Below are 13,491 nucleotides of genomic sequence, written 5' to 3'. Positions count from 1 at the left end.
TTACATCTCCTGCCGCAGGTTTTCGGGATCGTAGAAATGAGGAGACGCAACTTGCGCATGGTGCTCGCTTCCGTCACTTGCACGCAGCACAATTCGGCTTCCAAGATCGGCGTCCGAGCGGTCGGCATAGGCCAGACCGATGACTTTTCCCAAAGTCGGCGAAAAAGCGATTGAGGTGATGAACCCTGCCATGGAACCATTCTTCACAACCAGATTAGACTCCTGGAGCCCAGCCGTGGGCATCCGATCGAGGGCAAACCCGACAAGTTTGCGGCTCGACAATGTCTTGCTCCGAATTTCTAAACTGCGCTTTCCAACGAAAAACGGCTTGGAGTTGGCTACCGCCCAGCTCATATCCAGCTCTTCGGGCGTGGTCATGCCGTCAGTGTCCTGGCCGATTATTACGTGCCCCTTCTCGAGGCGCATGAGCCTCTGGGCTTCAAGACCAAACGGGCGAATACCGAAAGCCTTGCCCGCCTCCCCAATCGCGCGCCAGAGTTCTGATGCGAAGCGTGAGGGCACATGTATTTCGTAACCAAGCTCGCCGATGAAACCCACTCGAAATACTCGAGCAGGGATGCTCGCTACCGTCCCTTCACGGTAAGCCAGGTATGGAAAGTCTTGCGGCGACAAGGCAATGTCATCGCAAAGTTGTGCAAGTACCTTGCGGGCGTTGGGTCCTGCCAGGTTGACCCCCGCATAAGCGGCCGTGACATTCGCTATATCCACGTCGAGGCTCCACTGGGCGTTCCACCACAGCATGTTGCGGTATATTCTATCCACGCCGGTGGTGGTCGCGGTGACGTAGAAATAGTTTTCGCCGCGCCGACACGCGACACCGTCATCAATGACCGTGCCCGCCTCATTAGTCATAAGCAGGTAGCGGGTCTTGCCAACGAGCAGCTTCACATAGGCAAACGTGTACATTCGATTTAGAAATTCGGCCGCATCGGGCCCCCGCACATCTAACCCACCCAAAGTCGAAACATCGATCATGCCCACGTTGTTTCTTGCGTTCACAACCTCCTCGCCAATGAGCCTCTTGGCATCGCGTTCATGACCATAGTAGGCGGGGCGCAGCCAATTTCCCGCAAGCAGCCATGCTGCTCCTTGAGCGCTATGCTGTTCATGCATCGGTGTTTGGCGAAATGGCGTGAACTTTCGACCCGCCAAAGTCGCGATTTTTTCCGTTGTGACCGGCGGCCGGGCGGTTGTGACGCCAACCTCACTTATTGTCCGATTTGTGTATTTCGATACGAGCATTGCAGTCGCCAGAGCAGCATGCCGGCCTTGACTTGGCCCCATGCCGACGGTCGAAAACCGCTTTACGAGTTCGAGCTCGCGATACCCGTCCGCAATGGCGTTCTTGATGTCCTTGACCTGAAGGTCTTCGTCAAAGTCGACAAAGTCCATTCCCTTCGGATGCGGGAAGATCGGGCAAGGATGATTTGGGAAACCTCGATCCCGAGCCGGAAGCGCGGGCCGACGTTTGCTCTGATAGCCGCAATTGATCGCGGCCGCTAAGCCCTGAGCCGCGCCATGAGCTACGCAATCGTCCAGGTCGAAAAATCCGTCGACGGATCCGGCAAGCAGAACGCCTTTGTCCTGCCCATCGATAGTGAACTGCACGGCCTCATCATCGTAAGCGAGCTTGCCACCCGCTTGCAGTGGCAGCTGATAGGCGGGAACATAGCCGACGGACATGCAGACCAGGTCACAATCGATCTTTCGGCGCCGTTTGCCTGCAGTGCCCTCCGCATCAATTTCGGCAAGCTCCACCCCACGGACGTGCAAATCCCCCTTTTCCGGTCGTGCCTCATAGAGGCACCATCCATCCAGAATCGAGACCTTTCGTTGCGTTAGCTCCGAACGCAATGGTCCGCAGTGGCCGGCCTTACGGAGATCGCAAATTGCCGCCAGGTCGACGCCGGCTTCAAAAAGGTCAAGCGCCACGCCATATGCGTCATCGTTGGCAGCGAGTATGACTGCACGATTGCCAGGCTTTACACCGAACAGCCGAATGAGCCGCTGAGCCGCCGAACCCTGCATGATGCCGGGCAAATCGTTGTTTCGAAACTGTGATGGCTGCTCTATGAGCCCGGTCGCGAAAATGACCTGTTTGGCCCGCAGCTTGTATAGTCGGTTACCGCGAATTACCGGCAGCCAGTTATCAGCATACCACGCATTGCAGATCGCGTCGGTCCAGATCTCGATTTTGCTGTGGCCCCTGACCTCGTTGACAAGGTCCCTTTCGCTTGCCAGTCGCGCATAGTTCAGCGCCCCGCCTATCCGTGGGTTCTCGTCCACCAGCAAGACTGATGCGCCCGCATCAGCCGCGGCAATCGCCGCCGCCATACCGGCGGGCCCTGCTCCGACGACGACCACGTCGTACCAACCATAGGCCTTGTCGTAGTACCCTTCGGTGGGTTTTGTGACGTCGAGCTTACCCAGCCCAGCTTTGGCCCTAATGATGGGCTCCCACACCTTTTCCCATATTCCTTTGGGCTTATAGAAGGTTCGATAGTAAAATCCGACCGGCATGAAGCGCGAAAGCCTGTTCATGACGAACCCGCTATCCCTGCGTGCCGAATTGCCAACATTTTGGGCCCGTACCGCCAGACCGTCCGATATAGGATGACGATCGGCAAAGACGCTTACCTCGTTTCCGATCTGGACAAGGGTGTTCGCGTCTTGAGCGGCCATGGTCAGGATACCGCGTGGTCGGTGGTACTTGAATGACCGTGACAATATCCATTCGCCGTTAGCCGCAAGCGCCGACGCGATTGTATCCCCGGCTAAGCCTTCATACTCTCGCCCGTCGAACGTGAACTTGAGTTTTCTCGATGCGTCGATTAGCAGCCCCTTGCGTGGCGTCGCGCTAGTCATGACGCTTCTCCCAAAGGTCCATCTGCCGGTACAGGAAATGTCGCCAGAATCTCATCGGTCACTGTGTTCCGTTCCGCAAGGAACCAGAAGTTTGTCGGTGTGTGACACCACCACTCACGCACGACGCCCGCTGTATTGTTGGACATCCAGACGTACTCGGCCCACTCGTGGTCGCTCGCGCCGGATGGCTCAGGTTGCCGATGCACCTCTCCATGGCACTGGAACTCGGTTATGTTGCGTGGCCCGTTCAGAGGGCATGTCATCAACTTCACGTTAGGGTCCTCAATGGCTTGCAGCGGTAGCGCCCATCTCATTGACCAGATCGAAACTGTGGAACCGGCTCAACTGAAATGGCCTGATTTCGTCAGCAATGCGGTTTTCCGAAATGGCCTTCGCTAAGAAGAATCCGCTGGCCGGGGTCGCCTTGAAACCCCAGGTGCCCCAACCTGCGTCCAGCCAATAGTTCGAGAGCGGACCCTGACCCATGATCGGGCTGTAATCCGGCGTCATATCGGTGATCCCGGCCCACTGGCGCAAGATCTTGAGTTCTCCAATGAACGGGAACATTTCCAATGCCGAAGCAGCAAGACCTTCCTTGAGCTCCAGTGTCGAGCGAGTGTTGTAGAGCTCGTATGGGTCCGAGCCGCCTCCGATGACGAGTTCGCCTCTCGCCGATTGCGAAACGTAGCAATGCAGAGCGGTTGACGACACCATCGGATTAAGGAAGGGTTTGACAGGATGCGTCACCATTGCCTGGAGTGGATAGCTGCGGATCGGCAGCTTCAAACCGACCATCTTTGCTACGACTGAGGAGTACCCGGCGACGCACTGCACCACGGTCCCGGCTGAAACATCACCGCGATTTGTGCGCAGGCGCGTGACTCTATCTCCGGAGACTTCCATCCCCAGAACTTCCGTCCTTTGATGAAGCTCGACCCCACGCTCACACGCGCGGATAGCATATCCCCATACGACTGCGTCGTGACGCGCGATGGCTGCGCTTGGGTGCCAAAGACCGCAAAGGACCGGCATACCCTTGATATCGAGATTGAGCGAGGGGACCAAGCTTCTGATCTGCTGGCGATCAACAATCTCGTTAGCCTCACCACAAAAGTCGCCGGCGTCGGCGCGCAGGCGAAGCGATCGCGAAACTCCGTCCGAGTGGGACAACGTGAGCTGCCCCCGGCGCGAATACATCATGTTGTAGTCGAGCTCATTGGCCAGGGACTCGTAAAGTCTCAGGGCCTTCGCATAGAACCGTATCGAGCGCTGATCCGTGTAGTTGGAGCGGATCACCGTGGTGTTGCGCGCGGTGTTCCCGCCTCCAAGATAGCCCTTCTCCAGAATCGCAACGTTGGTAATCCCATGGTGCTTCGCCAGGTGGTAAGCCAATGAGGCTCCGTGACCACCGCCGCCGATGATGACGACGTCGTAGTGGGATCGCAGATCTGGAGTGCGCGGTATCTCATTGCGTTCGGGATAACGTCTTGAAAAGCCGTACTTTAGAAGCGCAAACACCAAATTTCTCCCTCTAGGAGCGCGGCCGGGAAATGGGCGCTTTGCTCGCTTGCAGGAGCGATGCCAATACCGTCGTTTGGTCAAAGCGGGGTCCAATCACACGCGATGCGATACGCATCCGCGCCGCCCTTCCAGGTTCGGCAAAACGTCGTGAGAAGGCATATCTTGGGGACGTATGTGCCATTTCAGGCGTCTACTTTCGGTAGCGGAATTGAGAACTGGTCGCTTCGCTCAATTGCGTGTGCGGCACGCAAGACAGTCATCTCGTCAAAATACGGGCCCACCAATTGCAGTGCGATCGGGAGACCCTGCGTATGCATCGCGCATGGCATTGTCAGCGCCGGGTGACCGGTCATATTGAAGAATGTCGTGAACCGGGTGATCGCGTTGCCGATCGCTTCGTTTACCCCGTTTCGTGTCACCTTGACGGTGCCCACTTTCTGGGCGATTTCGGGCGTCGCCGGGGTAAGGATCAGATCGACTTGGTCAAAAAGCCTATTCGTCTGCTGTCGGTAGATCTCGATGAACCGCTTCGCTTTGACATAGTGCTCCGCCAGAATGCACTGTCCCAACGCCAAACCAGCACGGAAATCCGCGGAATAAAGGTCGCCGCGCTCCTGCAAATAAGCGGAATGCGCGCTGAGCGCTTCAGGCATCTGCACGGTGAGCGAGACTGTACGGCTATGTTCCATATCCGGAAATGTCACCGGCACAAGCTTTGCGCCGTTTGCGACAAGATACTCTTTTACACGTTCAATCGCCTCCAGGATTTCGTCGTCAGCACGCTCGTAGTAGAAGTTGGTCGGAATACCGACGCGCAATCCTGAGACGTCCTGATCAAGCGCTTCAGGGTAATTTTCAACGGGCCGATTGACTGAAGCGGGATCGCTGGGATCGTAGCCCGACACGATGCTCAGCAGATCGGCGCAGTCCGCAATCGTGCGCGTCATCAACCCGACGTGATCCAGCGTCCAGCAATACGGCACCACCCCCGAAGTGGGGACCCGCCCGATCGTAGGCTTAAAGCCGACAAGCCCGTTCAACGCAGCGGGCGCTCGGACGGAGCCACCGGTGTCCGTTCCAAGTGCTGCCGGCACGAGACCAAAAGCCACCGCGGCCGCGGAGCCGCTCGACGAGCCACCCGCGAGACGCGTCGGATCGTAAGCGTTGACGGCTGTCCCATAAACCTCGTTTTCGCCCGTTGCGCCGTATGCGAATTCATGCAGGTTCGTCTTGCCAAGACTAAGCGCCTGGGCTGCCCGCAACTTGGCGATTGCAAACGCATCCTTTTTGGCAATCCTGTCGTGGAAGACCCGCGACCCGGCGGACGTTCGAACACCCTGCACGTCGAACAAATCCTTCGAGGCATAGGGAATTCCGGCGAACGAGGAGCCGGTCAAATCATCACGCGTGAGCCGCGACGCCTTTTCTCGCGCAGTATCAATCGTCGTCGTGATGAAAGCCTTTGATTGTGGATTGTGTCGTTCGATCCTCTCGGCGAATGTATCCACAAGCTCGACCGGGGTTACCTCACCGCGCTGAAGCATCGACCTCAGGGTCTTGACGCTCTGAAATGCGATATCGTTACTCATGCCTGTCTGCACCTTGGACGCTCATAGCCGGTGGCGTGGTCCCCAAGTCGATTTTCCTCAGCTGCTCAAGCTCATTCAGGAGATCCTGAAACCCGGTGATGATCCCCAGTTGGGGATCGACCAATTCGTTTATTTCGTCGTCTGACCAACAATGCGATGCCATCTGGGTGCATATGCCGGTTAGCGTAGCTTTTGTGAGTTTCTGCATGAGAATCCTCGAACAACGATCGCGAAGAGCGTTCTGCGCAACTAGGGTCGCCAGTGACGGCCCATGGTAATCAGCGAATGATCAGAGTTTCGGGTGTTTTGTTTGTGAGGATCTCCCCACCGTTCTCGGTCACCATCACAGTGTTGGAAATGAAATAGTCCGCGACTTTCGTGTTGGTGAACCAGGAATGTGCATGGACGACCATGCCGACTTCTATCTTACGGGTCGACTTCGGGAAAAGGCTGGTGACCATGGAGCCGCCTGTCCAGCTCGGAGGAAAGCCAATCCCGACGAGGTAGCCGCAGTGATGACGGTGGTAGTCGACGAGGCCCGCGCTCGCTGCCACTTCGTGCCAGGCCTCATAGGCATCACCTGCTTTCGCGCCCGGCCGAAGGGCTTCGCAAATTGCCTTCATGCCGCGAATTGCAAGCTCGGCAGACTCCTCGACACCCTTCGGCGCGCTACCGACATAGACAAGCCGGCCCATCGGAGATTGGTACTTGCGATATGAAGCGCAGGTTTCAAGGAAAACTGCATCGCCGTTTCGGAACACCTCGCCACGCCAGGTGGTATGTTCTTCACCTAGCCGACTAGTCGGACGAATGAATGGGCCAAAACCGGGATACTCGCTTCCCTCTAAGATCATCTTGCTGTGACAAGCCGCGGCAACTTCGTAGTCGGTTGCGCCGTCGCGCACCGCGTCGACCGCAGCCAATGTACCTAGATCAACGGCGTGGGCCGCTTTCCGTGTGTATTCCATTTCGAGCGGGGACTTCACAAGACGTAGGTCGTCAAGAATCCCGGAAGCGTCCACCCAACTTACGCCGGAACGGTCGTCTTGAATGCGCTCAGCGTGTCGCGCTGTAAGGAAAAGGCTACGCTTTTCGATCCCGACGCGGCCACCCGACAGACCCAGGTCTTTGATGGCCTGATGGACGTAGTCTGAAAGCTCTTCGTGATCCTTGTGCCCGTAGAACCGGGCGTTCCGGACCTGGTTCTCTACCGTTATCTGCTCCATCGCGCGGCAGCAGAGGCCCATTTCTCCACTTTGATTCAGAACGAGCACATGCGCCGCGAAGAATCCCCAGTGATCAAGCCCGGTGAGATAATAAATGTTCTCAGGAACGGCAATCAAGATGCCATCAAGGTTGTTCTCTGTGAGCGCCTTACGCGCGTTCGATATGCGACGATCAAGCTCATCTTTTGGAAAGGGTGAAAGGTAGGTCATGGACGCCCTCAGGTGCTGTATCCAGTTTGCAACATTGCAGATAGGTATACCTCTGGTACCGCCACTCGAGAAAAATGACAAGGGCAATTTTCTAGGGTCGACGCAATAGGCCCCAATTTAGCGGAAAATTGCGACGAGCAGGAACATCCCCTTGCGGCCCCTCTGGGACAATGGTATACCTCTCAGGCAATTTTGCATAAACCCAAAAACAGAGGGAACGGATGAAAATGAAAGCTATCTTGGCTGCAATCGCCGCGACTGCTGCTCTATTTATCGGCGTCGCTCAAGCTGACGGACTGACGGACAGCGCTAAAGCGGGAAAACCAATACGCATTGGTTTCGCTCATGAAATCCCATGGGCTTATCCGGGGGATAAAAACGAACCGCTGGGATTCGCGAACGCACTGGCGGTCGGCGTCCTAAAGTCTATGGGGTACACTAATATCGAGCCGGTCGTGACCGATTGGGGTGGCTTGATACCGGGGCTTCAGGCAGGGCGCTTCGACATTATCACCGGCGGAATGTACATCACCGGCAAGCGTTGCAAGAACGTCGCTTTTGCCGAACCAATGGGGAAATTTGGCAACGCGTTTATTGTCAAAAAAGGCAACCCGAAGGGGATTCAGAACTATAAGGACATTAAGGAGAAGGACGCAACGATGGTGACTGTGTCCGGCTACGTCAATGTTGACGAGGCCCTTAAGGAAGGAGTCCCTGAAAGCAAAATTATGCAGGTGCCAGGCCCCACTGAACTGCTTGCTGCCGTTCGCGCGGGCCGAGCGGACGCCGGAGCTAGTAACTATTTCGACGCCAAAAATCTGGCCGCTAGCGCATCCGACGAAATCGAAGTGACTGACCCGGCCGCTCTACCCGATTGGACGAATAATTGGGTAGCGATTGCATTCAAGCCTGAGGACAAGGACTTTCTGAAGGCGTACAACGAGGCCCAGGCAAAGTACCTCGGTTCGCCGGAAATGCTTGAGGCAGTCGGGAAGTTTCAATACACGAAAGCTCAGCTTCCGGGCGATGCAAAAAGCGAATGGATCTGCGCCAATCGGTAACAATGAGTTGGCTGGCGAGCTGCGTGAGGCAGCTCGTCAGCATTGCCGAAGCGAGCTCCTATGACATACACCTCGTTCCTTGCGGATTATGGTAGCCGGTTTGTAGACGGCGCGCTCGTGACCGCCATCCAATTCCTTTGCTCCTTGGGGCTGGCCGTATTAGTGGCCAACCTCTTCGGCCTGATGATGCTGTCTTCAAACCCGGTTGTGAGGAGAGCCGCAGTAGGCTACGTCGAGTTTTTTCGCGGCACCTCACTGCTGGTCCAGCTTTTTTGGTTGTTTTACGTGTTGCCGCTGTTTGGCATCACATTGGATAATTTTCTTACCGGATTTCTTGCAGTCGGCCTGAACCTTGGCGCCTACGGCGCCGAGCTGGTTCGGGGCGCCATACAGTCGGTGCCGCGCGGTCAGTGGGAGGCATCTTACGCATTGTCGATGTCGCCAGCCCAACAAATGCGAAAGATTATCATCCCGCAGGCCTTTGTAATTATGCTGCCGGCCTGGGGAAACTTGGTGGTCGAGCTGCTCAAAAGCACCGCGCTGGTGGCGCTGATAGCAGTTCCTGATCTTATGTTTGAGGCGCGTCAGCTGAACAGTTCAACTTATCTCTCTACGTGGACTTTTGGAACAGCCCTGATCATCTACTACGTCTTCTCTCGATTTCTCATCACGCCTTGCATGCGCTGGACCGAGCGCATCATGGCTCGGCGGATAGGAAGGGCTTGAGCGATGCAGTGGGACTTCGCATTCACAGCCGAAATCCTGCCCAAGATGCTTTGGGCTACGGGCAATACTCTTCTGGCTGCGGGCATGGGATACGCCATTGCCGTTGTCATTGGTCTCTTGTTTGCACTTGCTCAGCGAACACCGTTGCGTATTTTGACGTATATTACCCGGGAAATCGTCGAGTTCATCCGCTCAACTCCCCTCGTCCTGCAGATCTTCTTTGTGTATTACGTCGGGCCAGAATACGGGATTTTTCTGAGCCCTTGGGTGGCAGGCATGATCGCCATCGGCCTGCACTATGCTGCCTATCTCTCTGAAGTTTATCGGGGTGGCATTGAGTCGGTCCCGAAGGGGCAATGGGAAGCATGCACGGCCATCAATCTAACGACGATGCAGACCTATAGGCGTATTGTTTTGCCGCAAGCTCTTCCCCCTTCAATTGCTGGGATGGGAAACTACTTGGTCAGCATTTTCAAAGATACGCCTATGCTATCTGTAATTGGTGTTGCCGAATTGATGCAGGCAGCAAACGCCGTAGGCGGGCAAAACTATCGCTACCTTGAGCCTTACACGATGGTGGGCGTTATCTTCCTGGTTATCTCACTGACCGCCGCGCGCGCCATTCGTTGGTTTGAAGCGACCGTTCGCCGTAAGTTAGGAATGCAATGATGGAAGATCTCTCGTCATATCCCCTCGAGCTCGTCGGTCCAGACATACCGATGGTACGGTTCATGAAGGTCCGTAAGAGCTATGGCGACCTTATCGTTCTGGACAACCTGAACTTGGACGTCGCACCAAGTGAGATGGTGAGCATCATTGGCCCGTCGGGATCCGGCAAGACGACGGTGCTGCGCATGCTGATGACCCTTGAGACGATCAACGGCGGCGTCATCTATGTGGATGGCAAACCCCTCACCCACATGCCAAAAAACGGCGTACTGGTGCGGGCAGATGCAAAGTACCTGCGAAAAGCACGCTCCTCGATAGGAATGTGCTTCCAGCATTTCAACTTGTTTCCCCACATGACGGCGCTACAGAACTGTATGGAGGGGCCGGTCTTAGTGTTGGGTCTCTCGCGCCGCGAGGCTCGAGAACGTGCCGAAGAGCTTCTCCTGATGGTTGGCATGATCGACAAGAAGGACCAACATCCCTCCCGGCTTTCGGGTGGCCAACAACAGCGCGTGGCGATTGCCCGCGCCCTGGCGATGCGGCCCAAGGTTATGTTGTTTGATGAAGTTACCTCGGCCCTTGATCCCGAGGTAATTGGCGAAGTCACGAATGTGATTAAGGATTTGGTGTTCAAGCACAGGCTGACGATGCTTATGGTGACCCATCAAATGGGTTTTGCTCGTGATATTTCCGATCGCGTCTGCTTTTTCTATGGTGGAAAGATTGAAGAACAAGACAGTCCTGCTGAACTGTTTTCCAATCCCAAAAGCAAACGAACGCAACAATTTTTGAGCGCAGTCAAAGCGGCAGATTGATGGTCGGGACTCCTGTCAGAATTGGAATAGCTGGGATTGGCGCCATAGGCTCGTCCGTGGCACGCGCATTGGATCGGGGGGAAATAGTTGGGTGCGAACTGGTGGCTATCTCGGCCCGCAGCCAAAATCGGGCCGCAGAGTTCAATGCCACTTTGAACAGTCGTGTGTCCTGCCTCTCGTTTGAAGATTTGGCTAGAGAGTGTGATACAGTTTTGGAGGGTCTCCCGCCACAGATGTTCGACGCTATCGCGCTGCCAGTCCTGAGCGCCGGCAAGACCCTGATAGCTATGTCAGCGAGCCAGTTGCTCGGTCGAGAAGATCTGGTGGAGTTGGCGCGCCGCATGGGAGGGCGAATTGTGGTCCCATCCGGGGCGATGCTTGGGCTCGACGCCATCAAAGCCGCGGCAGTTGGTGAGATCCGCAAGGTGAAGATCCGCACCCGCAAACCGCCAAGGAGCCTTGCAACCGCACCTTATGTCGTTCGCAACGGGTTGAACTTGGAAAGTCTTAAAGAAGCAGTTTGCGTTTTAAGAGGCACCGTGAGCGACGTGGCGAAGGAATTCCCCGCCAACGTGAATGTCGCTGCTGCTCTAAGCCTGGCGGGTCTCGGACCGGACCGAACGCAGATGGAGATTTGGGCAGATCCTAGTCTAATGTTCAACACCCACAACGTAGATGTGGAATCCGACAGTTCGAACTTTTCCATGTCGATACAGAACCGCCCAAGCGACGAGAACCCGGCTACAGGGCGTATCACCGCGCAGAGCGTAATCGCGTACTTACGTCAAATGAACTCGATTTTGCGCGTTGGAACGTGACTCGATGCCGTTCATACCCTGCTGCAGCTTAGAGAAAGCTAGCGATGACACGCCACGGCTCCCTGGTACCAACGAACGAAACCACCTTGACTGCTCCTGAAGACAAAGACGGGGTTATGGACGGCGAGAGGCAACCCGCCGGAAAAATGAGCAAACAGGAAATATACCTCGAATTACGGCGCCGAATATGCCTGCTCGACTATCAGCCAGGTAGCCGGCTCAATGAGAGGGAGCTCGCATCGGAATTTGGTGTCAGTCGGACCCCCCTTCGCACAGTCTTGCAACGCCTGGAGTACGACGGTCTGATCGTAAGCCAGCACGGCAACGGAACTGAAGTCACATCGATCGATCTGAGCACTATGCGCGATATATACATCGTTCGGATGCGATTGATGGACGCTATGGCCGAGTCTTCACCTCTTCCCGTGACAGACGATATCCTTTGCGAAATCCAAGACTTGGAGCAAACCTGTCGACATCTATTAGATATGAAGGATAAAAGGCAATTTGCCGAAATCATTATCCGACTGCATAAAGTTCTGCATGGCTTGAGTAGCAATGGCCCTCTGAGGGACTTCAACGATATCCTTTTCTTCCAGTCAGCTAGATTTTGGTTCCTGCTTCTTGAGAAAATGGATTTTCGGCAGCAGGTGGAAGACCTTATCGATGAGCTGCGCGTGATACGAAGAAGCCTGGAGCTTCGGGATGTACGTCTGGTCGCGACGGTTCATAAGTCCCATCTGGCGATGGTGTTATCCAGGCTCGACGCCATGGAGGCAGCTAGCGCAAACCGGTCGGAATTTTGAAAGCTCGGGCGGCATTCGATATTGGAGTCACCATATGAACATGCCGACAATTGGGTTTATTGGAACCGGCGACTTCTCCGCCTACTTAATTGCCGCCCTGCGAAGGGGTGGGTTTGGCGGTCGAATTCTTCTCTCGCCCTATAGCCGAGTTAAGGCAGAGCGGCTTGCCACCACCCACGACTGCACGGTAGCCGCGGATGATGCGAGCATGTTCGCCAAAGCCGACTGGATCCTTTTGGCGGTGCGGCCCGAACAGCTTGCCAATGCGTTGCCCAGTCTGGCTATGCGTCCAGAGCAGGTATTAATTTCGGCCGTCGCCGGCGTCACCATCGCAGAATTGAGGGCAGCAACGGGCAAAGGCATATCGGTGGTGCGCATCATGCCGTCGAGCTACATTGATACGATCAACGATGGCATTATTCCGGTTTTTCCTGCGTCTCACGGCCTCGACGCGGTGTTGAATTATGCAGGTGAGGTCGTGACGTTCGATACCGAAGATCAATTCGAACTTGCGATGTTCGGTGCTTGCCTCGCTGGGTGGACGTACCGTTTTCTCGCCACGCTTGAAGGTTGGTTCTTGGAGCGCGGGCTCACGCCGGCCCATGCCCGGCTAATTGTGGCAGGGAATGTTGCGGGAGCGACTGGCTACGCGCTGGCGCGGCAGGATGTCCCACTTGAGGTCGTTTCTGACGGGATCGCGACGGAAGGTACCTACACAAAAGTGGGGCTGGAGCACCTCGCCGAGAGGCGAGCCGCTCTGCCTTGGTTGGAGGCTCTCGATATCGTCTTCCGAAGGCGGAACTTGCTGACCTAGTCACGGGCGGAGCTGAAGTAATTGTTCGACGAAAGGCAGTTGCCCGAGGAGGATTATCGTACATTGGGCTGGCTCAGGCAACTTACCAGAGAGTTGAGAACCGCACTTTTAAGCTGATAGTCAGATCGCTCGGGACGAGGATTTCGGGTCCTCTCCATCCCGTTTCGCGGATACTCAAGCTGCGCCGGCGTAACCGCCTAGGCAACACCTGTCCAATTGGTTTGTCCGTTATTGCGGCCCAAGGCGCTTCCGTTAGTAAGCGCCTTGCCGATCGCCTATGGATTTGGGCTTGACGTTTTCCGGAATCGCCAGGGCATGAGTTCCTCGATCTGGCTCTGCGGATGGCCGTT

The 13,491-nt window shown here is 55.8% G+C and carries 12 protein-coding genes; 7 read left to right on the top strand and 5 right to left on the bottom strand.

All coding sequences use genetic code 11. The features are described from left to right. The 5 genes from C8D77_RS38885 to C8D77_RS31740 form a co-directional block, all read right to left on the bottom strand. Positions 1-2,886 (bottom strand): 2Fe-2S iron-sulfur cluster-binding protein, encoded by a 2,886-nt coding sequence (locus C8D77_RS38885; RefSeq protein ID WP_109671424.1) that lies wholly within the window; start codon positions 2,884-2,886, stop codon positions 1-3. After that, positions 2,883-3,149 carry a sarcosine oxidase subunit delta gene (locus C8D77_RS31760; RefSeq protein WP_245951940.1) on the bottom strand — a complete coding sequence of 89 codons (267 nt, stop codon included), beginning with the start codon at positions 3,147-3,149 and terminating at the stop codon, positions 2,883-2,885. Before C8D77_RS31760 ends, C8D77_RS38885 begins: the two co-directional genes overlap by 4 nt. Before the next feature lie 19 nt (positions 3,150-3,168). Further along, a complete protein-coding gene (locus C8D77_RS31755) occupies positions 3,169-4,404 on the bottom strand; it encodes an FAD-dependent oxidoreductase (protein ID WP_245951934.1) in 1,236 nt (411 codons plus the stop codon). Positions 4,405-4,589: 185 nt separating this feature from the next. Further along, on the bottom strand, positions 4,590-5,996 hold the full coding sequence (locus tag C8D77_RS31750) for an amidase (protein WP_109671422.1): 1,407 nt from the start codon (positions 5,994-5,996) through the stop codon (positions 4,590-4,592). A 278-nt stretch (positions 5,997-6,274) separates the two neighbouring features. After that, complete coding sequence (locus C8D77_RS31740) at positions 6,275-7,432, bottom strand: M24 family metallopeptidase (RefSeq protein ID WP_109671420.1); 1,158 nt, start codon at positions 7,430-7,432, stop codon at positions 6,275-6,277. Between the two features lie 221 nt (positions 7,433-7,653). Here C8D77_RS31740 and ehuB point away from each other — a divergent pair, with 221 nt between their 5' ends. The 7 genes from ehuB to C8D77_RS31705 are packed head-to-tail and all read left to right on the top strand — an operon-like array spanning position 7,654 to position 13,141. After that, positions 7,654-8,493: an ectoine/hydroxyectoine ABC transporter substrate-binding protein EhuB gene (gene ehuB / locus C8D77_RS31735; RefSeq protein WP_245951933.1), complete on the top strand. Its 840-nt coding sequence runs from the start codon at positions 7,654-7,656 to the stop codon at positions 8,491-8,493. Positions 8,494-8,553: 60 nt separating this feature from the next. Beyond that, positions 8,554-9,219, top strand: a complete 666-nt coding sequence (ehuC, locus tag C8D77_RS31730) for an ectoine/hydroxyectoine ABC transporter permease subunit EhuC (protein WP_109671419.1) — start codon at positions 8,554-8,556, stop codon at positions 9,217-9,219. A 3-nt stretch (positions 9,220-9,222) separates the two neighbouring features. Beyond that, complete coding sequence (gene ehuD, locus C8D77_RS31725; RefSeq protein ID WP_109671418.1) at positions 9,223-9,888, top strand: ectoine/hydroxyectoine ABC transporter permease subunit EhuD; 666 nt, start codon at positions 9,223-9,225, stop codon at positions 9,886-9,888. Further along, positions 9,888-10,703: an ectoine/hydroxyectoine ABC transporter ATP-binding protein EhuA gene (ehuA, locus tag C8D77_RS31720; protein WP_109671462.1), complete on the top strand. Its 816-nt coding sequence runs from the start codon at positions 9,888-9,890 to the stop codon at positions 10,701-10,703. Before ehuD ends, ehuA begins: the two co-directional genes overlap by 1 nt. Beyond that, a complete protein-coding gene (locus tag C8D77_RS31715) occupies positions 10,703-11,521 on the top strand; it encodes an aspartate dehydrogenase (RefSeq protein ID WP_109671417.1) in 819 nt (272 codons plus the stop codon). Before ehuA ends, C8D77_RS31715 begins: the two co-directional genes overlap by 1 nt. Positions 11,522-11,565: 44 nt before the next feature. Further along, on the top strand, positions 11,566-12,327 hold the full coding sequence (locus tag C8D77_RS31710) for a GntR family transcriptional regulator (RefSeq protein WP_109671416.1): 762 nt from the start codon (positions 11,566-11,568) through the stop codon (positions 12,325-12,327). A gap of 34 nt (positions 12,328-12,361) precedes the next feature. Beyond that, on the top strand, positions 12,362-13,141 hold the full coding sequence (locus C8D77_RS31705) for an NAD(P)-binding domain-containing protein (RefSeq protein WP_170136875.1): 780 nt from the start codon (positions 12,362-12,364) through the stop codon (positions 13,139-13,141). Positions 13,142-13,491 lie beyond the last annotated feature (350 nt).

It is taken from the genome of Mesorhizobium loti (assembly GCF_003148495.1).
GTDB classification, from domain to species: Bacteria; Pseudomonadota; Alphaproteobacteria; order Rhizobiales; family Rhizobiaceae; genus Mesorhizobium; species Mesorhizobium loti.
Note: the sequence above shows the minus strand (reverse complement) of the source record. Positions and strands in the feature narration are given on the sequence as shown.